Source organism: Malaciobacter mytili LMG 24559, from assembly GCF_003346775.1.
GTDB lineage: Bacteria > Campylobacterota > Campylobacteria > Campylobacterales > Arcobacteraceae > Malaciobacter > Malaciobacter mytili.
Genome location: NZ_CP031219.1, coordinates 1,326,232 through 1,351,528 on the forward strand (window position 1 = coordinate 1,326,232; position 25,297 = coordinate 1,351,528).

Genomic DNA, 25,297 nt, shown 5'->3' on the forward strand with positions numbered 1-25,297 from the left:
TTTATTAATTTTAAAAATCTTACAAATTGCAATATAGATTTTTTATATAGGTATTTGCAATATTTATATGTTTTTCTAATTTTTCTTTTGGCATTTTATTTAAAATGGCTAATTGCATTTTCATTCTAGGATTATTAATAAATAAGTGCTGATATTTAGCTAAAAATCTCCAATATAAAGCATCTAAAATTTCACACCAATTATCTTTTTTATAATCACTCATTTTTAGAAGATAATTTGAACTGCAAATATAAGGTTTTGTAGTAATACTTCCTCCATCACAATATCCACTCATTGCATATACATTTCCAACCATTACCCAATCATAGGCATCTATAAAATTTTGCATAAAGTATTTATAAACTTCATTTGGATTTATTTCTAAAAGTACAAAAATATTTCCTAAAACCATTAGTCTTTCAATATGATGAGCATAAGCAGTATTATTTACTTTTTTTATAATATCATCTAGTATTGTAATACCACTATTGGCTTGTAAAATTGCTTTTGGCATAGAGTTTTTAAAATTAAAAAAATTAGAGTTTCTAAGTTTAATTCCTTCATCTTCATAAACTCTAAGCATAAATTCTCTCCAACCAATAAGTTGTCTTATAAAGCCTTCTTTAGCATTATATGGAGCTGAAGCTTCAATAACTTTTCTTATAACATCATTTAAATTTAAAAGGCCAATATTTAAACTACTAGAAAGGTTTGAGTGAAATAAATAAATAAGATTAGTATTTTTAGTAATTGCATCTTGATAATTACCAAAGTTATGAAATTTATCTTTAATAAAATATTCCAATTGTAAAGAGGCTTCTTGAAAGGTTACAGGATAGTTAAAAGTCTCTATTTTTCCTTGTGAATTAAACTTCTTGCAATATTGTTTTGCTTCATTAATAAATCTATTTTCATAGGATAAGGTTGCTGGAATAAAGATATTTTTAGGCAGTTTTTTTCTATTTTCGCTATCAAAACTATATTTCCCATATAAAGGTTTTCCCTCCTTTATAAAAATATTTAACTCTTTTCTTCTATTTATATAAAAATTATGTAATAGCTTGCTTTTATCTTGAGCATTAATAAAATTGGGATTTTTTAATATAGTTATATTTTTAAAATTTTTATATATTTTTTTTTCTAAATAATTATCAAAAAGCTCATATATAAATATTTTTTCATTTTTATATTTATTTAAATAAGTTTCATCTTCAAAATATAAAACTTTTATAGAATTTTTTTGTAAATAATCTTCATAAAATTTCATACTAGCTCTATGAAGAACTAATTTTTGAATATGAAAAGTATATTGAGTAAAAAACAAAGGCTCCTCTATAAGAAGAACAGTTTTATCTTTTAATTTACTAATATTTTGAAAAAGTTGATTTGGATAAAGTATAAAAATTTCCATAATTTCCTATTTTTTATGTTTTTAAACATATTTAAACTTCTATAATAGCACGTTACAGTAACAGCATAGTGTCAAAAATAATAGTTTATTTGAAATTTTAAAATAAAAAAATAACTCTTTGTATATGAAAATTATCAATTTATATGATTTTATGGATATATTTAATAATAAAATAATACAATAAATTATATTATTTAATAATATTTAGTTACATTTTACCAATAATTTAATTTTAGGAGTTTGTTGTGCAAAATTGTAAAAAAGATTCTATTTTGGTAGTTGATGATTCTTCTTTTATTTTAAAATTGATTAGTAAAGTTTTAGATGATAAATATACAGTTTATTTAGCAAATTGTATAAACACAGCTTTAAAGCATTTAGAAGAACATGAGCCTGATTTAATTCTTTTAGATATTGTAATGCCTCAAAGTGGCTTTTCTTTATGCAAAATAATGCAAGAAAACAAAAAATGGAAAAAAATTCCTGTGATTTTTTTAACTTCACTTTCAGATGTATCTGTGGAAGTAAAAGGTTTATCTTTAGGTGCAGTTGATTTTATAACTAAACCTTTTAACCCAATACTTTTAAAACAAAGAATTAAAAACCATCTAAAACTTAAAAATCGTAGAAAGAAGCTAGAATATATGGTTCAAGAAAGAACTGAAGAAATTCTAAAAGTTCAAGAAGCTGTAATTTTAGCAATGGGATTATTAGGAGAAAGTAGAGATAATGAAACAGGAGCTCATATTAAAAGAACTTCTTTATATGTCTCTTTTTTACTAGATGAGTATTTAACTTTATATCCAAATCCTTTATTTACAGAAGATAAAAAAAGATTATTGGTTCAATCGGTCTCTTTACATGATATTGGTAAAGTTGCAATTGCAGATTCCATACTATTAAAAACTACTAGTTTAACAAAAGAAGAGTTTAATATAATGAAAAGTCATACTTCTTATGGAGGGCGTATAATAAAAAAGGTTGAGGAATTTCTAGGGCCTAGTTCATTTTTAACATTTGCATATGAAATTGCAATGTACCATCATGAATATTATGATGGTTCTGGCTATTTTGGTTTAAAAAAAGAGCAAATTCCTTTTAGTGCTAGAATGACAACTATTGCAGATATATATGATGCTTTAACTACTAAAAGAACTTATAAAGAGGCTTATTCCCATAAACAAGCAGTAGAAATAATGTGTAGTGATGGTGATAGAACTTCTTATAAGCAGTTTGATCCTGTATTATTTGATATTTTTAGATTTAATCATTATAAATTTAATGAAATTCGAAATTCTTTAAAATAATAAAAGTTAGAGTAACTCTCTAACTTTTTAAATTGCAACCAAGATTAGCCATTCCACAAGAGTACATACTACTTGTAACAATACCATTTATATTAAATTTTGCATATTCTTGAATATTATTTAGGTTTATTCCACCCGCAACTAATAGTTTTATTTTTGGGTAATGTAAATCTTTATATTCTACTATTTCTTTTATAATTTCAAGTTTTACTTTATCTAACTGTATTACATCAACTTCATTTTTCATTAGTTTTTTACAATCCTCTAAATTATTTGATTCAATAATTATTTTCTTTTCAGGGACTTTTTGTTTAAAATTTTTAATTTCTTTATAAAACTCTTCATTATTTTTATATGCTTTTCTATGATAATCAAAAAATAAAATACTTTCACTAAGTCCAAGCCTATGAGGTGTAGCATTTCCTGCTAAGATAGCTTTAATACAAGCTTTTTTTGCAAAAGGAAAAGTTTTTCTAGTAGTTAAAAGTTCACATTCTTTATTTACTTGTTTAATTTTTTCTACCATTAAATTAGTATAAGTGGCTATTTTACAACAATATTCCAATAAAACTTGACATAATTTTAAAGCTTTTTGAATATCATTGTATTCACCTTTAAGTTTTATAATAACTTCATCTTTTTTTATTTTTTCTTTACTTTTTACAAAAAATATAACCTCACAATTAAGTAAAGTGGCTATTCTTACTGCTTCTTCACTACAAGCTACAACAATATCTTCTCTAGTATAGATTTCTAAAGTTACTTCTTTTAAACAAACCTCTTGTATATAAGTGGTTAAATCAAAATAGGGTAGGTCTTCATTAATATATTGTAAAAGCTCATTATCATTTAAATTAAACATACTTTTCCTCTTTTATAAAAAATATTTCCAATAATTCATACTTTTCCTAATTAATACAATAAAACTTTTATATTGAAATTGTTGGAGAAAAAGCTTTTGTACTAACTCTTATTTTTGAGCCAATTTGTAACTCTTTAGTCTCATCTTCACTTAAAACAACTTCCACTAATTGCTGACCAATAGCAATAATTGCTATATAAATCACATCAACTTTTATAATATCAAGAAGTTCTCCTTCAAATGAAAACTTTGCACTTCCACTAGTTTTTAATAAAACTTTTTTTGCTGTACCATCTTTTATAAGTTTTCCATTTTCTAAAACCAATACTCTATTGCTAAGTCTATATATTTCACTTGGGTCATGACTAACCATAATAGTAGTAGTTTTAAATTCACGATGTAAGATTAATATTTCATCTTGAAGTTTTGTTCTCATTGATGGATCTAGGGCAGATAGTGGCTCATCCATAAGTAAAAGTTTTGGTTTATTCATAAGAGCTCGACATAAACTAACTCTTTGTTTTTGTCCTCCACTTAAAGAGTTTACACTTCTTTTTGCAAGTTTTGATAACTCTGTAATTTCAAGAAGATGATTTGCTAATTTTAAATCATTTTTTACAAACAAAAGATTTTCAAGTACATTCATATTTGAAAATAGGGCATAATCTTGAAAAACAAAGCCAATTTCTCTTTTTTGAGGAGGTAAAAACTTTTTATTGTCCTGCCAACATTCTCCTTCAACACTAATAAAACTATCTGATTGTTCTAATCCTGCTAAAATTCTTAATAATGTAGTTTTCCCACTTCCACTAAGACCTGTTAGTGCGACGAAATCTCCAGATTTAATCCTAAAATCCACATCTAATTTCATAGTTCCATTTGAGCCAATTAGCTCTTTTTGTATATCAATTTTTATCATAAAAAGCTCTTTTTTTGTTTTTGATTAAAAATATATACACTTAAAAGCACTAAAAAACTAATAACTAGCATAATAGCACTGTAAATATGTGCACTTTTATAATCCATAATTTCAACAAACTCATAAATTGCAACTGATGCAACTTTTGTTTCATCTGGTATACTTCCTCCCACCATTAAAACAACTCCAAATTCTCCTACTGTATGGGCAAAAGTAACTATAAGTGCTGTCATAAGAGATGGTTTCATATTTGGTAGAGCAACTTTTAAAATAGTTTGTACTTTACTTTTTCCACTAATATAACTAGCTTCAAGCATATTTTTATTTATACTTTCAAAGCCACTTTGAAGTGGCTGAACCATAAAAGGAAGGGAATAAAAACAACTTGCAATTACAAGACCTGTAAAATTAAAAACAAGTTTTATTCCAAAGTATTCTTCAAAAAAAGAACCTAAAAATGAGTTATATGATAAAGCATATAATAAATAAAATCCCAAAACAGAAGGTGGCAAAACTAAAGGTAAAGCTGTAATTGCTTCAAGAATTGGTTTAGCTTTTGATTTTGTTTGAGATAGATACCAACTAAGAGGTAGGGCTAAAATAAATAAAATTAAAGTGGTAATACCTGCTAATTTAAAAGATAAAATAAAAGGAGCAAATTCTATATTTGAAAAAAAATCAGCCATTATAAAACCTTTTTTATTGATAGGTCACTTGATTTAAAAATAGCTGCTACATCATCACCAAGTTTTAAATCCATTCTTTTTGCTGATTTTGTAGTAATTATGCTTGAAAGAGTTGTACCTTTTGCATTTAATTTAATACTTGTTAAAAGTTCACCTCTATCAAATTGAATAATTTTTGCATTTATAGAGTTTGCAAGGCTAATTTGGCCTTGAAACTCTTTTGCAATAGCTATATTTGAAGCTTTTACTGTTAATAAAACTTTATCGTTTTCTTTAATATTGTCTAAATCTAAACTCATCATTGATAAAGTAATATCTTCAAATAAAAACTCTACAATATTTAAGTTTTCTAAAGATTGAATTTTTGAAACTACTACTTTTAATTCATTCATGGAATTAAGTATCCAAAATCTTCAAATATTTTTTTGGCTTTTTTACTTAAAATAAAGCTATAAAAAGCAGCAGCTTCACTATTACTTTGGGCTTTTTTTAGTATTACTATTCCTTGATTAATTGGAGTATATAATTTACTATCCACACTATACCAATTAACTCCTTGTTTAAATTTACTCATTTGAGGCGAATATAAAGATGACTTTGCAATAAATCCTATATCTGTTGCAGTTAAAGCATAAGTTACTGTTTGAGAAATAGATTCAGCAAAAACAAGCTTTTTTTCTACACTTTCATATATTTTTGCATTTTTCATAGCTTCTACACTTGCTTTTCCATAAGGGGCAGTTTTCGGGTTTGCTATTGCAATTTTTTTAATATTTTCTTGTGTTATTAAATCAATACCTTTTGAAAAGTCTTGCTTTTGACTACTTAAATAAGCCAATGAGCCTTGAGCATAAACAAGAGGTCTTGTTACTGCGTAATCTTCATTAAAAAGTGTTTCAGGATATTTCATATTTGCAGCCATAAATAAATCATATGGTGCACCATTTTTTATTTGTGCAGTTAATTTTCCACTACTTCCTAAAGTAACTTTTACATTTGTATTTGGATATAACTTATTGAACTCTTTTTTTAAATCATCAATAGCATATGAAACATTTGCAGCAACTGCCACATTTATATCCCCACCAAAAAGTGAACTTGCTAAAATAGCACTACTTAAAATTAGTTTCCTAAACATTTTTTCTCCTTATTTTCCTAACATAATATCTGATGATTTTATCACTGCAAATACTTCTTGATTTACTTTTAACTCTAATTGTAATGCGGCTTGTTTAGTAATAATAGAAGTTAATATTTCATCATTTGAAATATCCAATTGTACTTCACAACTAACATCACTAAAAGTTAAATTTTTTATTTTAGCTTTTAGCTTATTTCTTGCACTAAGGCCAAGTAGTTCATTTGTTGCTATCATTACATTATTAGATTTAAAAATAGCGATAATCTCATCTTCTATTTTTAATCCTAAGGCATCAATACTATTTTTTGAAATATTTGAAACCATTGTTTGTCCACTTTTTGTTTCTAAAATAATATTTGCACTAACCTTATCTTCAACTATTTCTTTTATAATAGCAACAATTTGATTTCTTGCACTTATTTGCATAGCAAACCTTTTTAGTGATTTTAAATTTCCTGTATGAAAATCTGTTAGTTTTGTTAAAGATTTTAAGAATTTTTTATGCTCTTTTTCTAAAATACAATAGGTTTTTAAAAGATTTTCTCCATATAAAGTAAGTGTTGCACCTCCACCTCCTTTACCTCCTGTTTCTTTTTTTACTACTAAATTTGAACAAAGATTATTCATAGCATCAACTGCTTCCCAAGCTGTTTTATAACTCATTGGTACTAATTTTGCTGCTTTACTAATTGAACCTTCTTGTTTAATTGCTTCAAGAAGTTTAATTCTTTTTTCAAGTAAAAAAGGAGTATCAGAGTTTAATAAAGTAAGGGAAGATTCAAATTCCATTTAATTCCTTTATATAATTAGGTATATAACGATTAGAAGAATTTTAACGCTATATACCTTAATATATAATGAAAAAGTATTTAGAAGAAATTTAACCTAAAAAAGGTTAAATTTTAAATGGAAGAGTTATTGTAACTTCAGCACCTTCATAGATTTTTTCTTGATATGTATATTTAATATTTTTAATTTTAATTTTTCCATACATAGAGTCATTTATAATCTTATATGTAATATTTAATCCAAGTCCTATTCCATGTGCTTGATGTTTTGTTGTAAAATATGGTTCAAAAACTTTATTTATATGTTCTGTTTTTATTCCACCTGCATTATCTTTTATATTTATTACAATTAAGTTATTTTTATCTATAAAAGATTCAATAAAGATATATCTTTTAGTATCTATTTTTTCTAAAGCATCTTTTGAGTTATGTATTATATTTACTAAAGCTTGTACTAAACTATTTGGAAGGTTTGTAAGTTCAATATTATTATCCAAATTTGTAATAACTTCTATACTATTTTCATTGATTAAATGTTCTCTTGTTTTAATTGCTTTATTAATAACTTCAGATAAGTTAAATTTTGCCAATTTATCTTTATATGAATATTCTCTAAAATTATCTATTGTTTCTGATAAGATTTGTGCTGTTTTTAAAATAGTTTCTAAAGAGTTTATTACCTCTTCTTCTTTTGAAATACCTAATTCATGATTTAGTTTTATTCCAGAAGCACAAGTGGAAATAAGAGAAAGGGGCTGTCTCCATTGATGGGCAATATTTCCTATCATCTCCCCTAAAGCTGCCATTTTACTTTGTTCTATTAATTCTAGTTGTTGTTTTTGAATTTGTTCTTTTAATTCTATTTCTTTTTGTAAAGCTTTATATAAATTATCATTTACAGCTTTAAGTTGTTTATTTTTAATAATAACTTCAATATATAAGTTAAGTTTATTGATAAACTGATGATTCTCAATTGGTTTTGTTAGATAATCAACTGCACCAATTTGAAAACCTTTTTGTTGAAATTCTTCCTTTTTAAAAGCAGCAGTTAAAAAAATAATTGGAATATTTTGAGTTCTTGGATTACTTTTTAAGTATTTTGCAGTATCAAAACCATCAAGTCCAGGCATTTGTACATCTAAGATTATAATATCAATCTCTTCTTTATATGTGATTTTTAAAGCTTCTTCACCACTTGAAGCTAATATTAAATGTACATTTTCAAGATATTCTTGTATTAGATATTGTAAGGATACTCTATTTGCTTCAATATCATCAACTGCTAGAATTGTTATATCTTTCATACTTTCCTCTTATAAATTTTGTTTGTTTTATCTATTGTGATAAATTTATTATGTGTATCTAAAGATTCACTTTCCCCTAAAACTAAAAAGCCATAGTTGTCTAAAGAGTTTTCAAAAAGATTAAAGATTTTATCTTTTAAATCTTTATCAAAATATATAATTACATTTCTGCAAAAAATCAATTGAAAATCGTTAATTTTTCTATCTTCAACTAAATTATGTCTAAAAAAAAGAATTCTTTCTTTTATCTCTTCTTTTACTTCAACAAAGCTATCATAATTATTAAAATATTTACTAAAACTTTCACTTCCACTTGCTTGATAGTAGTGTTTTAAAAACTGTTTATAACTCTCTTTTGAATATAAAGCATTTTTAGCATTTCTTAAAATAACTTCATTTAAATCTGTAGCATAAATTAAGCTTCTATCAAGTAAACCAAGTTCTTTTAAAAAAATTGCTATAGAGTAGGGTTCTTCACCACTACTACAACCTGCACACCAAATTTTAATATCCATAAAACTATCTAATTTAGGAAGAATCTCTTCTTTTAAAATTTTAAAGACTTCGGGGTTTCTATAAAATGTAGTTACATTTACTGAAATATTTAAAAAAAGATCTTTGAAAATATTTTTATTTTCTAAAATTATTTTTTGAAATTCTAAAAAATTCTTTGGTTTTAAAGTGCTATAAAAAAGTTTCACTCTTCTTTTTATATGCTCAAAGTTGTATCCACGGTAATCATAACCATATTTATCGTATATTTTATCTAAAAGTATTTCTAATTCTGCTTTATCAAAAAGTTCACTATTTAAAAAATAACTAATATAGTCATTGATTTTTTTTAGTGAAAGAATTAAATCATACTTGCCAGTTTTAATAGCATTTTCAAGCATTGGTTTTGCTTCACACTCATTTGGGTCTTCAATAATTACAGTTGTTCTATTTTGTTGTAAAAGTTGTAAACTATCACTCCCATCACTTCCATATCCACATACTAAAATAGCAAGTAAATTATTTCTATATTCATTTGATAAAGTCTCAAAAGTTGTACTTATTGAAGGTTTTGAGAAATTTCTTTTTTCTTCATCAGTTAAAAATATAAATCCCCCTGCAACAATAAGATGTTTCCCTGGTGGTGCAGTATAAATAGTTGCTGGTTCTATTCTCATATCAGATTTTGCTTCAACTACTTTGTAATAAGGTGTTTTAGTTTGTAAAATAGAGCTTAAAGAACTACTTTTATCTGATTTATGATGCATTATTATAAAAACAGAGATTTGTGAAGGAGGTAAGTTTTCTACAATTTCAATAAACTTTTTTAAACTTCCTGCACTTCCTCCTATTGCTAAATATTCTAAATTTAAAGTTTTAAGTTTTAAGTTTTGATTATTAATAAACTTTAACTCAAATCCCAAATTCATTAAGTAGGTTTTTAAAGTTGTCTCATTTGTAAAAATAGTTAGTTTATTTTTTATCTTATCAAGTGCAATAACTATCTCTTTTGGTAAGCTTTGAACATTTAAAAAACTAATTTCAAAATAATCTTCATCTTGTTTTAAAAGTTCAAGAATTAAACAGATATTCTCTTTTTTTTCTGCTTCTTGAACTACAATTTTAAAAATATTATCAACTTTATGTGAGATTATATTTTTCATTTATGTTTTTTATTACTCCATAATTGTATTAAATTTGCTAATACATTAATATCTATTGGTTTTGCAAGATAATCATCTGCACCTAAATTAATACATTTTTCTCTATCATCTTTCATGGCTTTTGCAGTTACTGCAATTATAGGAATAGATTTTAAAACTTTATCTTCTCTTATTTTTTCCATTGCTTCATAACCATTCATAATTGGCATCATTATATCCATTAAAATTAAATCAACATCTGTTGGATGCTCATTTAAAAAATCTAGGGCTTCTTGGCCATTAAAAGCTGTATATGTAGTTGCATTAAACTCTTTTAAAGCCGCATCTAATACAAAAATATTTTTAATATCATCATCAACTATTAAAATCTTCTTTTCACTTAAATCAACATTTTCAAAAATTTCATGAGTTTCATTTTTTTCTTCTTCTCTATGTAAAAATAAATTTATCTCATTTAAAATTCTTTCGTTTGAATTTGCTGTTTTTATAATAATACTATTACTATACTCTTGTAATTTTAGTTTTTCCTCTTTATTTAAATCTTTTCCTGTATAGATAATTATAGGTAGTTTTGGGTATCTATTTTTTATAAATTCACAAACTTCATATCCACTTCCATCAATAAGTCCTAAATCAACTACAACAGTATCATATTTCTCTTTTTTTACTTCATCTATTGCTTCTTGTGCTGTTTTTACACCTGTTATATTTACATCTTCACCAATTAACTCAATTAATGCTTCTTTATGAATATCATCATCTTCTACAATTAATAAATCTTTAATATCTTTTTTATTGATTTTCTCTATTGAATCAATTACATTATTAATATCTCCATCAAGTACAGGCTTTTGTAAATATCCAATAGCTCCAAGTTTTAAAGTTTCGCTATTTTTATCTTTTGATGAGATTATATGAACAGGAATATTTTTTGTATTTTGATTAGATTTTAACTCTTTTAATACATCAACACCATCCATATCAGGAAGTGTTAAATCTAACATAATACCTTTTATATTAAATTTTCTTACAAGTTCTATACCTGTTGTTCCATCTAAAGCAATTAGCCCAAATTTTCCACTTCTTTTTATCTCTTCATATACAATTGTAGAAAAGACTTCATCATCATCAATAATTAAAAAAGCTTCATCATTTTTATTTAAAATTTCTCTATCATCTTTTAGTTGTTGTTTTTTTACTATCTCATTTCTAATAATTAAAGGCTCTATTTTTCTTTCTTCTTTTGGTTTTTCTTCATTACTTTCTTGTAAATTTGGTAAATCAACACTAAAAGTACTTCCTTTACCTTTTTGTGATTCTAAAGAGATGTATCCTCCTAATAGCTTACTTAACTCTTTAGAAATTGAAAGCCCAAGTCCAGTTCCTCCAAACTCTCTACTTGTACTTCCATCAGCTTGAGTAAAGGCATTAAAGATAAGTTCTTGTTTCTCTTTAGCAATACCAACACCTGTATCTATTACACTAATAGTAAAATCTTTTGTTAAATCTTTAGATGGAGCAATTTTTAAAGTAATTGAACCTTCTTTTGTAAATTTAAAAGCATTTGAAATTAGATTTCTAATAATTTGAGAAATTCTATCTTTATCATTTGTAATTATATTTCTATACTCATCAATTACTTTAAATTCTAAGCCTTTTTCATTTGCAGTGTAGTTAAATATTTCATTCATTTGAGATAATAAATCACTACTATTAAATTTATCAACTATAACTTCCATTTTTCCAGATTCTACTTTTGATAAATCTAAAATATCATTAATTAATCTAAGTAATTCATTTCCTGATTCAAAAATAGTATGTGCTTTTTTAATATCATCATTGCTTAGAGTTTTTTTACTATTTTTTTGAAGAAGTGATGATAATAAAATAATAGAATTTAGTGGTGTTCTAAGCTCATGTGACATATTTGCTAAAAATTCTGATTTATATTTCCCTGATTGTTCTAATTCTTGTGCTTTTTGTTCAATTTGTTTTTTAGTCTCTTCTAAAAGTTGATTTTGAAGTTTTAAATTTTGTTCAGAAATTTTTAGTTGTTGTTGCTGTTCTTCCATATTAGCATTTGCTTCTTCTAATTGTTGTTGTTGTTCTTCTAAATTAGCATTTGCCTCTTCTAATTGCTGTTGTTGTTCTTCCATATAAGCATTTGCTTCTTCTAGTTTTAATTGATTGATTTCTAGTTCTTTATTTGCTTCTTTAGTTTTTTCTAATAACTCTTTTAATCTTTGATTTTTAATAGCACTTGAAATTGCAATACAAATTGCTCTATTTATATTTTCAAAAAAATCTAAAGATTTTTTATCAAATTCATTAAATGAACCAACTTCAATTACTCCAAAAAGTTCATTATTATAAATTAGAGGAAAGGTAAAAGTATTAAAAGAGTTTTGTGTAATAGTTCCCGTTGTAATAAGTGCTTCATCTTTTTTTATATTTTTTAATAATATAGGTTTTCTTTGAAAAGCAACTTGACCTATAACTCCTTGTTTTAACTCAAATTCATTAGATAACTCATCTCTTTGTACATGGGCAAAACTAGAGTATTGTCTAAGTTTTTTATTTTCCTCTTCAAAAATATATAAAACCCCAACTCCAGCATTTACATAGTTACAAATAAAATTAATTGACTCATCTGTTACATCTTTTACATCTTTTAAATTAATTAGTATTTGATTTAAATGATTTAGTCCATCTTTTATCCAAGACTCATTATCAGCTTTTAAAATATTCTCTTTTGTTCTTTGAATCCCTTTATTTACCACTTGACTCATTAGACCAATTTCATCTTTAGAAGATTCATCTAAGAAACTTACTTCATTTGTCTCTCTATTTAAATATTTAAAAAATGTTAATAATCCCTCTTGAAAATTATTTAAAGAGTTAATAATATATTTATTGATTATAAAATATAAAATAATACTTGTTAATAAAAAAGCTATAACACTTATAAAAATTAGAGTTTGTTTTAGTTGATTTGGAACTTGTAAAACTTCAGCTTCTTCAACTTCAGAAACTATAGCCCAAGATAGATTTTCATCAATTTTAAATAAAGTATATGAAGATAAAACTTTCTTTTCTCTATAATCTATAATAATTTTTGTATCTGAAAAACCTTTAAAAGCCTCTTGTACTGCAATCGTGTCATTTAAACCAACTTTTGGGTTTTTAAATGAAGCTTCAACTGAGTGAGTTTTTGAAGATAAAAAACTATTACTTCTCATTAAATAATCAGCTCCAACTAAATAATCTTCATGAGTTTTCCCATAACCACTTCTAAATTCCATAATATCTTGAATACTTTGAATATCAAGTTTTAAAACTAAAATTGATTTAAAATCACCATTTATATATATAGGTGCTGCTAAAAACATTTCTGGCTTGTTTTGTGATGGAGCATAAGGTTTCATATCAATATATGAGATTTTTCTTTCTCTTTTAACCTTTTGCCAAATTTGTGCAAGATTTGAGTTGCTTAAACTTCCAGTTGTAAGATTTTCTCCATAATCAGAATTCTTTTTATATGTATAAAAAATATGTCCTTCTTCTTTTGAAATTAATATTACATCTTTAAAAGGATAAGTATTTGTATATCCTTTATAAAATTTATCCCATTTAACTGATGCTTCTTTGATTTTTTCGTTATCTATGGGGAATTTACCATATTTATCAAAACCAATTTCTTGATGTAATTGCATAAATTCTTTTGTTAAATCTTTTACATAAGCAGTATTTGAAAGTAGGTTTATCTGTTTTGAAAAAAGTTCAAAAAGTTCTTGAAGTTGTTTTACTTTTAAATCTCTTGTTGCTGTTAAAGCTTCATATTTTTGTTTAGTTAAAGTTTCACTTGTTTTTTTTATGGAGATAAATCCCAAAGTCGCTGATAAAAAAATCAATGATAACATTGAGATAATAAGCAATTTTAGCTTAATAGATAGGTTTTTCATTATTCCTCTTTTTTGACACAAAATTCCCATATTCTATCATATATACTATTATTATTTCTTTTATGAAATTTAGAAAAAATCAGTTTCTTTAACTATTTTATAAATATTAACTTTGGCATTAGAAAGATTAGGGTATAATCGCGACAGCTTATAAATATTGGAGTTTATTTTTTATGGTACAAGTAGTAAATTTGAAAAAATCTTTTGGTCCAAGAGTTTTATTTCAAGAAATTAATTTAAAATTAGATACAGGAAAGAGATATGGTCTTATCGGTGCAAATGGTGCTGGTAAAACAACTTTTCTAAAAATACTTTCTGGTGAAGAAGAAGCAACAGAGGGTGAAGTACAAGTTCAAAATGGTAAAAAAGTAGGGGTTCTTTCTCAAAACCAATTTGCTTATGAAAATTATACTATTTTTGATACAGTTTTATTAGGAAATAAAAGACTATATAAGGCAATTAAAGAAAAAGAAGAGCTTTATATGTCTGAAGAGTTTACAGATGAAATTAATAATAGATTAGGTGAATTAGAAATTATTTGCTGTGAAGAAGACCCAACTTATGAGTATGATATTAAAATTACTAAAATATTAGAAGATTTAGGATTTCCTTCATCACAACATAATGATTTAATGAGTACTTTAACTGGTGGAGATAAATTTAAAGTATTATTAGCACAGGTTTTATATCCAAAACCAGATATTCTATTTTTAGATGAGCCTACAAATAACCTTGATATTGACACAATTGGTTGGTTAGAAAACCAATTACAACATCATGAAGGTACAATGGTAGTAATCTCTCACGATAGACACTTCTTAAATGCAGTTTGTACACATATTTTAGATGTTGATTATAAACAAATTAGAGAGTTTACAGGTAACTATGATGACTGGTATATCGCTTCAACAGTTATTGCTAAACAACAAGCTGCTGATAGGGATAAAAAATTAAAAGAAAAAGAAGAATTAGAGAAGTTTATTGCTAGATTTAGTGCAAATGCTTCAAAAGCAAAACAAGCAACATCAAGACAAAAACAACTTGAAAAACTTGATATTGGTTCTATTCAACTTTCAAGTAGAAGAGATCCTTCTATTGTATTTAAACAAAAAAGAGAAGTTGGAAAAGAGTTATTAAATGTTAAAAATTTATCTAAAGCATATGGAGACCATGTTATTTTAAAAGATGTATCTTTCTCTTTAGAAAAGGGTGATAAAATTGCATTAATTGGTCCAAATGGTATTGGAAAAACTACATTATGTGAACTATTAGTTGGAAATTTAAAAGCTGATAGTGGTGAAATTCATTGGGGAGCAACAATTCAAAATGGATATTTCCCTCAAAATGTAACTGATATTATAAAAGGTGATATGACTTTATATGATTGGTTAAGAAGTTTTGATAGAGATGCAGATATTAATGAAATTAGAAACTGCTTAGGAAGAATGTTATTTAATGGTCAAGAACAAGAGAAAAAAGTTCAAGCTTGTTCAGGGGGAGAAAAACATAGAATGTGGCTTTCTAAAATTATGTTAGAACAACCAAACTTTATGATTTTAGATGAACCAACAAACCACCTAGACTTAGAAGCAATTATTGCACTTGGTGAAGCATTATTATCTTATCCAGGTTCAGTTATTTGTGTATCTCACGATAGGGAATTATTAGATGCATATGCAAATAGAATTCTTGCAATTCAACCTGATGGTTCAATTATTGACTTCAAAGGAAGTTATGAAGAGTATATTGAATATAAAGAGTCATTAAATATGTAATAGAAGGATTTTCCTTCTATTATAAATATAAAGTTAAAATTTCTAAAAAATATTTATTTAAAGTGAAAAATATCTAATTTTATAGGAAAACTTTATTTATTTTTTGTAGATAACATTCTTATTTCTTTTCTTTTTATAGCATCATTATATCTTCTCTTATCATCTTCTGTAACTAATTCAAGTTTTGGTACAGGTACAGCATTTCCATCTTCATCCACAGCAACCATTGTAAAATAACATACATTTGTATTTTTAATAGAGTTATCTTTTGGGTCTTCTGAGATTACTTTTATACCAATTTCCATAGAAGTTCTACCTGTATAATTTACACTTGCATGAAAAGTTACTAAAGAACCAATTTTTATTGGATTTTTAAATAATACCATATCAACAGAAAGTGTAACTGCATGGTGTCCTGTATATCTTGCTGCACAAGCATAAGCTACATGATCAAGCATTTTTAAAATTTCACCACCTAATACATTTTTTCCATTGAAATTTGCTTTTTCTGGTGTCATTAGCATTGTCATAGTTAAAGATTTTTCTCTCTTTATTTGTTCTTCCATTATAATAAGCCTTTAAATTTTAAATATCATTAATTATAAAATATTTAAGTAGCATAAAAGTAGTAAATTAAAAATGAGTAAAAAAAAAGCCTAAACTATATAAAAAAAGTAACATATTTTTTTAGAAAAATGAATTTAATAAATAATTATTATATTATAGTTAAGATATAAAAAATAAAATAAGAATATATAAGTTTTTGAAAAATTAAAAGAGAAAAAGTTTTAAACTTTTTTACTCTTTTTTATCATTTTTTCTCTAAATTTTCTTCTTTTTAAAGCTTTATTATATCTTTTCTTCTCTTTTAGTGTAATAGGTATATATTTAGGAACAGGTACAGGTTTCATATTTTCATCAACTGAAATCATAGTAAAATAACAAGTATTTGTATGAATTTTCTCTTTTGTTTTAATATCTTGAGATACTACTTTTATACCTATTTCCATAGAAGTATTTCCTGTATAATTTAAAGTTGCTTTAAAAGTTACTAAAGAACCAATTTTTATAGGATTTCTAAAAAGAACCATATCAGAAGATAATGTTACAACATAAGTTTTACTATATTGTGAAGCACAAGCATATGCAACTTGGTCAAGTATTTTTAGTATTTCTCCTCCATGCACATTTTTACCTGAAAAATTTGCCATAGAAGGACTCATAAGCATTGTAAGTTTAATTTTTGTTGGTAATTCTCTTCTTGATTCTTTTGCCATTTTTTATCCTTTATATCATTTTATTCATCTGTTCTTCTGTAAGTGTAATAACTCCTAAACTAACAGCTTTATCATACTTGCTACCTGCTTCTTCTCCATATATAACAAAATCTGTTTTTTTAGATACACTAGAACTAACTTTTGCTCCTAAGTTTTCTAACTTTTTTTTAATTTCACCTCGACTAACACTCATAGTTCCAGTTAAAACTACGGTTTTTCCTTTAAAAGCATTTTCACTTATTTGTACTTTTTCTTCAACTTTAGGATTAATTATCTCAAAAAGTTTTGTAACAATATGATGATTTACTCTCATAAACTCCACAAAAGAGTTTGCCATTTGTTCACCAATTCCATCTAAGTCTAATAAAGAATCAATATCCACATTAATCACATCTAAACCAAACTCTAAACAGATTTGTTTTGATGCAACTTCTCCTATATGTTCGATTCCTAAAGCATTTATAACTCTATAAAGTTGGCTTCCTTTAGTATTTTCAATAGCATTTAAAAGATTATTTATTTTTTTATCTTTAAAACCTTCTAAATCTACTAAATCTTCATATTTTAAAGAGTATAAATCTAAAATATCATAGATTTTTCTTTTTTCAACTAATAATTCAACAATTTTTATACCTAATCCATCTATATTCATACAATTTTTTGAAGCAAAATAGATAATTGAGTTAGTTACAATACTTGGACAATCTAAATTTTGACATTTAATTAATGTACCTTCATCCAATAACTCACTTTCACATTTAGGACAAGTAGTTGGTCTTAAAACTTCTTTTTGGCTCCCATCTCTTCTATCAAAAAATACTTTAGTAATTTTTGGAATAATATCTCCACTTTTAATAATAATTACTTCATCATTTATTCTTAAATCTAATCTTGCAATTTCATCAAAATTATGTAAGCTTGCTCTTTCAACAGTTGAACCATCTATAAGTGTTGGTTCAACTAAAGCAACAGGTGTTATAACTCCTGTTCTTCCAACTTGCAAAATAATATCTTTTACTTTTGTTGTTTTTTCAACTGCTGGGAATTTATATGCACATGAAAATCTAGGAAATTTTACTGTATATCCTAACTCTTCTTGTGTTTCTAAATCATCAATTTTAATAACCATTCCATCTAGCATCATTTCTATACTATTTCTTGAAGCAATAATTTTATGATAAAGTTCTTCTATCTCTTCTACATTTTTACATACTTTTTGTAAAGGAGGTTTTACAAAACCTAATGAATAAATATAATTCATCATTTCACTATTATTTTTAAAACCTAAGCTATTTTGTCCTACTCCCCAAACATTAAAAAAAAGTTTTCTTTTTGCAGTTATATTTGGGTCTAGTTGCCTTAAACTTCCTGCCGCTGCATTTCTAGGATTTGCAAATAAAGGTTCATTGTTTTTTGCTCTTTGTTCATTTATCTTATTAAAATCAGCTTTTTTTATTACTACTTCACCTCTAATTTCAATAAGTGATTTTTCTTTTATTTCTAAAGGTATAGAGTGTATAGTTTTTACATTATTTGTAACATCTTCTCCTATACTTCCATCACCTCTTGTAATTGCTTGTTTTAAAAGACCATTTTCATAAATAAGATTTAAACTAGCTCCATCAAATTTTGGCTCACAGTAAAACTCTAGTTTTTCATTTACTTTTTTAGCTCTATTTATCCAATCAATTAATTCTTGAGTATTAAAAACATCCTCTTGTGACCACATTCTACTTAAATGTGAGGCTTTTTCAAAACCTTCTAAAATAACTCCTCCAACTCTTTTATTTGGGGAGTTTGCATGGGAAAATTCTGGATAAGTTTGCTCATATGCTAAGCATATTCTTGCAAGTTTATCATACTCTTCATCACTTGCAATTGGATTATCTTCCACATAATAAGCATGTGCCCATTTTATTAGTGTTTGTATATTTTGTTCATATTCTTCTTTTGTTATTATATCTACCATAAAATATTCTCTTTATATATTAAGTTAAAGAGTAAATTATACCTAATAAAACTATACAATCTTTTGAAGTATATCAACTCTAAAAGGTTTTAAGAAAGTTGTTTTTTGTCCACCATTTGTAAAAAAGTTAAATCTTTCTTTGATTTTATTTTTTAATTCTTCATTAATATGATCATTATTATATGTTAAATTCATCTGTTTTTTTTCAAAATCTTCAAAGTTTTCGTAAGTTATTTCACTGTTAAAAAATATCTCATTAAATAGTTTAAATTCACCATTATCTACACTTTCTTTTATAGCTTTAAAGGCTTCTTCTCTAACTTCTTTTTCATCATGAAACATTGCAATTAATTCATTTTGTTCTCCCATAAAAAGAGGTTCACTAATATAGGCTAAAGCATTTGGCTTTAGAACTCTTTTTATTTCACCTAATGCTTTTTTCATTAATTCAACAGGAATATGATGAAATGATTTAAACATAAATATCATATCAATACTATTATCTTCTACTAAAATATTTTCAGCTGCACATAATTTAAACTCTATATTTGATATATTTAATTGTAGATTTTTTTTATGTTGAATTTCATCAACTTCACAAGCAATTATTTTTCTATTCTCTCCATTTAAAGCAATCTTTTTAGTAAAAGTAGCACTTCCACAACCTAATTCTAAAATAGTTTTATTATTTAGATTAAAGCTTTCAACAAAAAATTCTTCATTTAGAACTTCAGTAATATTATCATTTAATAATTGCATATTTTCTCCTTTTAATAAAAATTTATCATACAATAATAATTGCAATTTGGTTATAAAATAGTCATTAATTATAGAAATATTAAAATATAAATGTTCCCTTAGTATGCATTTATAAAGTTTTTTGTAATATCTGTTTATGAAAACATTTATTAAAAATAATAATTCTAAATTTGATGATTTTTTAATTAAAGAAAAACTTGCAATTGATCTATTAAAGGCTTCTTTAAAAGATGAAAAACTAAAAACTCCAAAAGTAGTAAGTGTAGATAATAATTATTTAGTTTTAGAAAATATTGAAAAAACACTGCCTACAAAAGAGCAAATGATTATTTTAGGAGAACAATTAGCTAAACTTCATCAAAATAAATATACTCAATATGGTTTTTTAGAAGATAATTATATAGGTTTATCTCTTCAAAAAAATGTACTTTGTGATAATTGGGGAGAATTCTTTTTTGAATATAGATTAAAAACTCAAAGTTCTTTTATAAAAAATTCAAAATTAAAAAAAGAGTTTTTGGAAATTTTAGATAATAATTCTTCTAAAATAAAAGAGTTATTAAATGACAATTGTTCTTATCCTACTTTAGTTCATGGAGATTTATGGAGTGGTAATGTACTTTTCTCAAAACAAAACATATATTTAATTGATCCAGCTGTTTATTTTGCTGATAGAGAAGTTGATATTGCAATGACACAACTTTTTGGTGGTTTTACAAGTGATTTTTATATGAGTTATCATCAGATAAATAAGTTAAGTGAAGATTTTGATAAAAAAGAGATTATTTACAATTTATATCACTATTTAAATCATTTTAATATTTTTGGTGATTCTTATTTAAGTGATTGCTTAGATGGATTTAACTTTATAGATAAGTTGTAATTTAAGGTTTTTATAATTAGTTTTAATTATGATATAAATATTAAAATAGGGAGTGTTTAATGATTTTAGATTATAAAGAAATTGATGATTTAAATAGATATAAGGTTATGTCAGATACTGTTGTACCAAGACCTATTGCTTGGATTGTTACAGAAGATAATGGAGTTATAAATGCCGCTCCTTTTTCATATTTTATTCCTATTTCAAGTAATCCTGCAACCTTAATTGTTTCTATTGGGAAAAAAGATTCTGGGGAGCCTAAAGATACTTTAGCAAATATATTAAAACATAAAAAAGCAACTATTTGTTTTGTAAATAAAGATAATGTTGAAGAGGTAAAAAAGTGTTCAATTGCACTTGCCAAAGATGAAAGTGAAATTGATAAATTTGAAATTGAAGTTCAAAAGGTTTTAGAGGATTATCCTGCTATGGTAAGCTCTTCACAAACTGCACTTTTTTGTGAATTTTATGGAAAAATTGAACTTCCAGGAGAAACAACACCTATTATTTTAGAAATAAAAAAACAGTTTATTGAAGATAATAGATTAGATGAAAAATTTCATATTTATGTGGACAATGTAGGTAGATGTGGAGCTTATTTTAAAGCAATGGTAGATTTATAAGAAGTAAGTAGAAATTCTACTTACTCTTTTGGATATGTCATATCTTCAGGTTTAACATACTTATCAAACTCTTCATTTGATAATAAACCTAATTTAACTGCTTCTTCTTTTAGTGTTGTTGCATTTTTATGTGCAGTTTTTGCTATAAGTGCTGCATTTTCGTATCCAATATATGGATTTAAGGCAGTAACTAACATAAGAGAATCATTTAAATATTTTTTTATATTTTCTAAATTTGGTTCAATTCCTACGGCACATTTATCATTAAAAGCAATCATTGTATCACTTAATAGTTTTATTGATTGTAAAATATTATAAGCTATTACAGGCTTAAAAACATTTAATTCAAAGTTTCCTTGACTAGCACTAATACTAACAGTTGTATGATTTCCCATAACTTGAACTGCAACCATAGTCATAGCTTCACTTTGTGTAGGATTTACTTTTCCTGGCATTATTGAACTTCCTGGTTCATTTTCAGGAATATTAAGTTCCCCAATTCCACATCTAGGTCCAGAGGCTAACCATCTAATATCATTTGCAATTTTCATTAAGTTTGAAGCTAAAGCATTTAATGCCCCACTTAAAAAAACTTCACCATCATGGGAAGTTAAAGCATGAAATTTATTTGGATGGGAAATAAAGTTATAAGAAGTCTTTGTTTGCTCATTTAAAACTTCACAAACCATTTGAGAAAACTTTGGATGGGAATTAAGTCCTGTTCCAACCGCAGTTCCTCCAATAGCAAGTTCAACAAGATATTTTATACTATCTTCTACTTGTGCTTGTGCTTTTTCTAGCATATTTACATAGGCACTTAACTCTTGTCCTAAAGTTAAAGGTGTTGCATCTTGTAGATGAGTTCTTCCAATTTTTACAATATCTTTAAACTCTTCAGATTTTCTTATAAAAGTATCTTTTAAAAGTTTTATTGCTGGAAATAGTTGTTTTTGTAATTCTAAAACAAAAGCAATTCTCATTGCAGTAGGGTAGGTGTCATTTGAACTTTGACCTTTATTTACATCATCATTTGGATGTACAAGTTTTCTAATTCTAAAGTCTTCTCCTAAAATCTCAGTAGCTCTTGAAGCAACTACTTCATTTATATTCATATTTGATTGTGTTCCACTTCCTGTTTGCCAAACAACTAAAGGAAAGTTTCCATCAAGTTTCCCCTCACAAACTTCATCACAAGCTTGAATTATAGCCATAGTTTTATTTTCATCAAGTCTATTTAATCTATTGTTTACTACGGCACAAGCTTTTTTTAAATAAGCAAATCCCTCAATAATCTCTTTAGGCATTGTTTCATTACCAATAGGAAAATTTTCAATGCTTCTTTGAGTCTGTGCTCCCCAATATTTATCATTTGGTACTTGCATCTCTCCCATTGTATCTTTTTCTATTCTATATTCCATAATCCTCTCCTTTATGTTTGCCTGATTATAACACAAAAAAGTGGATTATGAGAATGAATATCAAAAATTTATTCAACAATTTGATGAAGTTTTGAACATTGTCCTAAGTATAAATCAACCCCACTCATATCATTCATAATATCTTGAAAACTATGAATATGTGCATTATAAACATATACAAAAATCTCATCCCCCTTTTTTAAATAGTTATGTTTCCCAAATTCAGTATAGGCTGTTGCACCTGCTGCTATTAGCATTCCTTTTGCTTTATTTGCATTTTTTAAAAAGGGTTTTAACTCTTCTAAAGGTCCACAATCTTCTTGGGTATTAAATTTATCAATCATCCATGTTTTTAATTGATTAAAAAAGTAACTATATGATTTCACAGCAGAAATTGTTCCATAATCATAAACTATTCCATCTCTTTTTATAAAAGAGGCAATATGAAATTTATTTAAAATTGAATCTTTTTCATCAAAACTATTAATTTGGATTAATTCTTGTGAAATACCTTTTGTTTTTGTTCCCCAATTTTTCTTTGTACTTAATTTTTTCCCATCATTTACTCTAATTGAGCAATCATTAAAAGCACTAAAATATTTAGGAATAATATCTACTACTTTTTCATTTTCATATATAAAATCACAAATTAAAGCTACTTCTGCTTCAATTTGAAGATTTTGATCCTCTTTTCCATGTGTTAAAATTGTATCATCACAAATAGGGTATGTCCCTAAAAAGCTTTCATAATCTTTTATATAAAATGGAAAGATACCTTTTGGTGCATTTTTTTCTTCTGTTTTAATTACAGAAAACTCATCTGCTTCTCCTGCTTCTCCTAAATGATTTGCAAAATTCCCTGCAACTGCAAATCCTAAATAATCTTTTAAATCTTCTAATATCATAACAATTCCCTAATAATTTAATAAGTCTTTTTTTTAACATAGTGTAATTAATAATTTTTTGATTGTTTTTGTAAGTGAGGGTGTAAAAGGATAAAAATGTAAGTAAAATTACAAAGGCTTAAGCCTTTGTAATTAGATAGTTCTCCATTTTTGTGGTCCAGTTGTATGAATAGATACACCCTCAGTATCGACCGCGACTGTTACTGGCATATCTTTAACTTCAAATTCATAAATAGCTTCCATTCCTAATTCTTCAAATGCTACTACTTTTGCATCTTTAATAGATTGAGAGATAAGGTAAGCTGCACCACCTGTTGCAATTAGGTAAATTGATTTATATTCTTTAATTAAATCAATAGTTGGTTGCTTTCTTTCTGCTTTACCAATCATACCTAAAATACCAATCTCCATCATATCTTTAGTAAATTTATCCATTCTTGTAGAAGTTGTAGGTCCAGCAGGTCCAACTACTTCATCTCTAACTGGATCAACAGGTCCAACATAATAAATAAATCTATCTTTTAACTCTAAATTATTTGGTAGAGCTTTTCCTGCATTTTTATACTCAACAATTTTTTTATGAGCTGCATCTCTTGCTGTTAAAATTTTTCCAGATAAAAGTAATGTATCTCCTGATTTAAACTGAGATAAATTCTCTTTTGTTAATTCTTCAATATTTACTCTTTTTACACTATCCATTGGAATTTCTAAATCTGGCCAAATATCTAAAGATGGTTTTTCAAATTTAGCAGCTCCATTTCCATCTAATTCAAAATGAATATGTCTTGTTGCAGCACAGTTTGGAATCATTGCAACTGGCAATGAAGCAGCATGACATGGATAATCTAAGATTTTAACATCTAAAACAGTTGTAAGACCACCAAGACCTTGTGCTCCTGTTCCAATTTTATTAATATCTTCATATAATCTTAATCTTAACTCTTCAATGGCATTTTTAGGACCTCTTGCTTTTAGTTCATGAATATCAACATGTTCCATTAAAGACTCTTTTGCTAAAAGCATAGCTTTTTCTGGATTTCCACCAATTCCAATTCCTAAAATACCAGGAGGACACCATCCTGCACCCATTTGTCTTACATTGTCCATAACCCAATCATAAATTGAATCAGATGGATTTAATACAGCAAATTTAGATTTATTTTCACTACCACCACCTTTAGCAGCAACAGTAATTTCAATCTTATCTGAGTTATCAACACTATAGTGAATAACTGCTGGAGTATTATTTTTTGTATTTTTTCTCTCACCTGCTGGGTCACTTACAACAGAATATCTTAAAGTATTATCTGGGTCAGTATAACCTTTAGCTACACCTTCATTTAATACTTCTTCTAACTCTTTTGATAATTCAAGTTTTGCATTTAAACCAACTTTGATAAAAATATTTACAGAACCTGTATCCTGACATAGGGGTCTATGACCCATTGCACACATTTTTGAGTTGATTAGAATTTGAGCAATGGCATTTTTAGCTGCCCCTGATTGCTCTTTTTCGTATGCCTCAACCATTCCTTGAACAAAATCTTCTGGATGATAATACGAGATATATTGACATGCACCTGCGATGCTGTCGATAATATCTTGCTCTTTAATAACGCTCATTCTTTTCCTTTTACTTACGAAGTGACATTA

The 25,297-nt window shown here is 26.1% G+C and carries 21 protein-coding genes; 4 read left to right on the forward strand and 17 right to left on the reverse strand.

Annotated features, from left to right (window positions below; all coding sequences use genetic code 11):
- Positions 1 to 19: 19 nt before the first annotated feature.
- The gene (locus AMYT_RS06735) at positions 20 to 1,411 is read right to left on the reverse strand and encodes a cryptochrome/photolyase family protein (RefSeq protein ID WP_114841787.1); all 1,392 of its coding nucleotides are present in this window, start codon (positions 1,409 to 1,411) and stop codon (positions 20 to 22) included.
- 245 nt (positions 1,412 to 1,656) lie between these two features.
- On the opposite strand from AMYT_RS06735, the gene AMYT_RS06740 reads away from it, so the two are divergent.
- Complete coding sequence (locus AMYT_RS06740) at positions 1,657 to 2,718, forward strand: response regulator (RefSeq protein ID WP_114841788.1); 1,062 nt, start codon at positions 1,657 to 1,659, stop codon at positions 2,716 to 2,718.
- 19 nt (positions 2,719 to 2,737) lie between these two features.
- On the opposite strand, the gene AMYT_RS06745 is transcribed toward AMYT_RS06740, so the two are convergent.
- The 9 genes from AMYT_RS06745 to AMYT_RS06785 all read right to left on the reverse strand — a co-directional run bounded on the left by AMYT_RS06745 (position 2,738) and on the right by AMYT_RS06785 (position 14,035).
- Positions 2,738 to 3,580 carry a beta/alpha barrel domain-containing protein gene (locus AMYT_RS06745; protein ID WP_114841789.1) on the reverse strand — a complete coding sequence of 281 codons (843 nt, stop codon included), beginning with the start codon at positions 3,578 to 3,580 and terminating at the stop codon, positions 2,738 to 2,740.
- 67 nt (positions 3,581 to 3,647) lie between these two features.
- Complete coding sequence (locus tag AMYT_RS06750; RefSeq protein ID WP_114841790.1) at positions 3,648 to 4,499, reverse strand: ABC transporter ATP-binding protein; 852 nt, start codon at positions 4,497 to 4,499, stop codon at positions 3,648 to 3,650.
- A complete protein-coding gene (modB, locus tag AMYT_RS06755) occupies positions 4,496 to 5,185 on the reverse strand; it encodes a molybdate ABC transporter permease subunit (protein ID WP_114841791.1) in 690 nt (229 codons plus the stop codon). The genes AMYT_RS06750 and modB overlap by 4 nt, the downstream gene beginning before the upstream one ends.
- Positions 5,185 to 5,577, reverse strand: coding sequence for a TOBE domain-containing protein (locus AMYT_RS06760; RefSeq protein ID WP_114841792.1), 393 nt, complete (start codon positions 5,575 to 5,577; stop codon positions 5,185 to 5,187). The genes modB and AMYT_RS06760 overlap by 1 nt, the downstream gene beginning before the upstream one ends.
- Positions 5,574 to 6,323: a molybdate ABC transporter substrate-binding protein gene (gene modA, locus AMYT_RS06765; RefSeq protein ID WP_114841793.1), complete on the reverse strand. Its 750-nt coding sequence runs from the start codon at positions 6,321 to 6,323 to the stop codon at positions 5,574 to 5,576. Before modA ends, AMYT_RS06760 begins: the two co-directional genes overlap by 4 nt.
- Positions 6,324 to 6,332: 9 nt before the next feature.
- Entirely contained in the window at positions 6,333 to 7,115 is a 783-nt protein-coding gene (locus AMYT_RS06770) for a TOBE domain-containing protein (protein ID WP_114841794.1), read from the reverse strand.
- A gap of 106 nt (positions 7,116 to 7,221) precedes the next feature.
- Positions 7,222 to 8,418 carry a hybrid sensor histidine kinase/response regulator gene (locus tag AMYT_RS06775; RefSeq protein WP_114841795.1) on the reverse strand — a complete coding sequence of 399 codons (1,197 nt, stop codon included), beginning with the start codon at positions 8,416 to 8,418 and terminating at the stop codon, positions 7,222 to 7,224.
- Positions 8,415 to 10,073, reverse strand: a complete 1,659-nt coding sequence (locus AMYT_RS06780; protein ID WP_114841796.1) for a CheR family methyltransferase — start codon at positions 10,071 to 10,073, stop codon at positions 8,415 to 8,417. Before AMYT_RS06780 ends, AMYT_RS06775 begins: the two co-directional genes overlap by 4 nt.
- A complete protein-coding gene (locus AMYT_RS06785) occupies positions 10,070 to 14,035 on the reverse strand; it encodes a response regulator (protein WP_162919479.1) in 3,966 nt (1,321 codons plus the stop codon). Before AMYT_RS06785 ends, AMYT_RS06780 begins: the two co-directional genes overlap by 4 nt.
- A gap of 173 nt (positions 14,036 to 14,208) precedes the next feature.
- Here AMYT_RS06785 and AMYT_RS06790 point away from each other — a divergent pair, with 173 nt between their 5' ends.
- Complete coding sequence (locus AMYT_RS06790) at positions 14,209 to 15,810, forward strand: ABC-F family ATP-binding cassette domain-containing protein (RefSeq protein WP_114841798.1); 1,602 nt, start codon at positions 14,209 to 14,211, stop codon at positions 15,808 to 15,810.
- A gap of 92 nt (positions 15,811 to 15,902) precedes the next feature.
- On the opposite strand, the gene AMYT_RS06795 is transcribed toward AMYT_RS06790, so the two are convergent.
- The 4 genes from AMYT_RS06795 to AMYT_RS06810 form a co-directional block, all read right to left on the reverse strand.
- Entirely contained in the window at positions 15,903 to 16,376 is a 474-nt protein-coding gene (locus AMYT_RS06795; protein WP_114841799.1) for an acyl-CoA thioesterase, read from the reverse strand.
- Positions 16,377 to 16,598: 222 nt separating this feature from the next.
- Entirely contained in the window at positions 16,599 to 17,087 is a 489-nt protein-coding gene (locus AMYT_RS06800) for an acyl-CoA thioesterase (protein WP_114841800.1), read from the reverse strand.
- 10 nt (positions 17,088 to 17,097) lie between these two features.
- Positions 17,098 to 19,044: an NAD-dependent DNA ligase LigA gene (ligA, locus tag AMYT_RS06805; protein ID WP_114843163.1), complete on the reverse strand. Its 1,947-nt coding sequence runs from the start codon at positions 19,042 to 19,044 to the stop codon at positions 17,098 to 17,100.
- 63 nt (positions 19,045 to 19,107) lie between these two features.
- Positions 19,108 to 19,815 carry a class I SAM-dependent methyltransferase gene (locus tag AMYT_RS06810; RefSeq protein WP_114841801.1) on the reverse strand — a complete coding sequence of 236 codons (708 nt, stop codon included), beginning with the start codon at positions 19,813 to 19,815 and terminating at the stop codon, positions 19,108 to 19,110.
- A 136-nt stretch (positions 19,816 to 19,951) separates the two neighbouring features.
- On the opposite strand from AMYT_RS06810, the gene AMYT_RS06815 reads away from it, so the two are divergent.
- Entirely contained in the window at positions 19,952 to 20,698 is a 747-nt protein-coding gene (locus tag AMYT_RS06815) for a fructosamine kinase family protein (RefSeq protein ID WP_114841802.1), read from the forward strand.
- A gap of 59 nt (positions 20,699 to 20,757) precedes the next feature.
- The gene (locus AMYT_RS06820; RefSeq protein ID WP_114841803.1) at positions 20,758 to 21,321 is read left to right on the forward strand and encodes a flavin reductase family protein; all 564 of its coding nucleotides are present in this window, start codon (positions 20,758 to 20,760) and stop codon (positions 21,319 to 21,321) included.
- Between the two features lie 20 nt (positions 21,322 to 21,341).
- Here the strand turns inward: AMYT_RS06820 and fumC are convergent, their stop codons facing one another.
- The 3 genes from fumC to AMYT_RS06835 form a co-directional block, all read right to left on the reverse strand.
- Positions 21,342 to 22,739 carry a class II fumarate hydratase gene (fumC, locus tag AMYT_RS06825; RefSeq protein WP_114841804.1) on the reverse strand — a complete coding sequence of 466 codons (1,398 nt, stop codon included), beginning with the start codon at positions 22,737 to 22,739 and terminating at the stop codon, positions 21,342 to 21,344.
- A gap of 68 nt (positions 22,740 to 22,807) precedes the next feature.
- On the reverse strand, positions 22,808 to 23,644 hold the full coding sequence (locus tag AMYT_RS06830) for a DUF5718 family protein (protein ID WP_114841805.1): 837 nt from the start codon (positions 23,642 to 23,644) through the stop codon (positions 22,808 to 22,810).
- A 132-nt stretch (positions 23,645 to 23,776) separates the two neighbouring features.
- Positions 23,777 to 25,267, reverse strand: a complete 1,491-nt coding sequence (locus tag AMYT_RS06835; protein ID WP_114841806.1) for a fumarate hydratase — start codon at positions 25,265 to 25,267, stop codon at positions 23,777 to 23,779.
- Positions 25,268 to 25,297 lie beyond the last annotated feature (30 nt).

Excerpts from the sequence above, each read along its gene's own strand:
- AMYT_RS06735 (WP_114841787.1), bottom strand. The coding sequence starts at position 1,411 with ATGGAAATTTTTATACTTTATCCAAATCAACTTTTTCAAAATATTAGT.
- AMYT_RS06745 (WP_114841789.1), bottom strand. The coding sequence starts at position 3,580 with ATGTTTAATTTAAATGATAATGAGCTTTTACAATATATTAATGAAGAC.
- AMYT_RS06750 (WP_114841790.1), bottom strand. The coding sequence starts at position 4,499 with ATGATAAAAATTGATATACAAAAAGAGCTAATTGGCTCAAATGGAACT.
- modB (WP_114841791.1), bottom strand. The coding sequence starts at position 5,185 with ATGGCTGATTTTTTTTCAAATATAGAATTTGCTCCTTTTATTTTATCT.
- AMYT_RS06760 (WP_114841792.1), bottom strand. The coding sequence starts at position 5,577 with ATGAATGAATTAAAAGTAGTAGTTTCAAAAATTCAATCTTTAGAAAAC.
- modA (WP_114841793.1), bottom strand. The coding sequence starts at position 6,323 with ATGTTTAGGAAACTAATTTTAAGTAGTGCTATTTTAGCAAGTTCACTT.
- AMYT_RS06770 (WP_114841794.1), bottom strand. The coding sequence starts at position 7,115 with ATGGAATTTGAATCTTCCCTTACTTTATTAAACTCTGATACTCCTTTT.
- AMYT_RS06775 (WP_114841795.1), bottom strand. The coding sequence starts at position 8,418 with ATGAAAGATATAACAATTCTAGCAGTTGATGATATTGAAGCAAATAGA.
- AMYT_RS06780 (WP_114841796.1), bottom strand. The coding sequence starts at position 10,073 with ATGAAAAATATAATCTCACATAAAGTTGATAATATTTTTAAAATTGTA.
- AMYT_RS06785 (WP_162919479.1), bottom strand. The coding sequence starts at position 14,035 with ATGAAAAACCTATCTATTAAGCTAAAATTGCTTATTATCTCAATGTTA.
- AMYT_RS06790 (WP_114841798.1), top strand. The coding sequence starts at position 14,209 with ATGGTACAAGTAGTAAATTTGAAAAAATCTTTTGGTCCAAGAGTTTTA.
- AMYT_RS06795 (WP_114841799.1), bottom strand. The coding sequence starts at position 16,376 with ATGGAAGAACAAATAAAGAGAGAAAAATCTTTAACTATGACAATGCTA.
- AMYT_RS06800 (WP_114841800.1), bottom strand. The coding sequence starts at position 17,087 with ATGGCAAAAGAATCAAGAAGAGAATTACCAACAAAAATTAAACTTACA.
- AMYT_RS06810 (WP_114841801.1), bottom strand. The coding sequence starts at position 19,815 with ATGCAATTATTAAATGATAATATTACTGAAGTTCTAAATGAAGAATTT.
- AMYT_RS06815 (WP_114841802.1), top strand. The coding sequence starts at position 19,952 with ATGAAAACATTTATTAAAAATAATAATTCTAAATTTGATGATTTTTTA.
- AMYT_RS06820 (WP_114841803.1), top strand. The coding sequence starts at position 20,758 with ATGATTTTAGATTATAAAGAAATTGATGATTTAAATAGATATAAGGTT.
- fumC (WP_114841804.1), bottom strand. The coding sequence starts at position 22,739 with ATGGAATATAGAATAGAAAAAGATACAATGGGAGAGATGCAAGTACCA.
- AMYT_RS06830 (WP_114841805.1), bottom strand. The coding sequence starts at position 23,644 with ATGATATTAGAAGATTTAAAAGATTATTTAGGATTTGCAGTTGCAGGG.
- AMYT_RS06835 (WP_114841806.1), bottom strand. The coding sequence starts at position 25,267 with ATGAGCGTTATTAAAGAGCAAGATATTATCGACAGCATCGCAGGTGCA.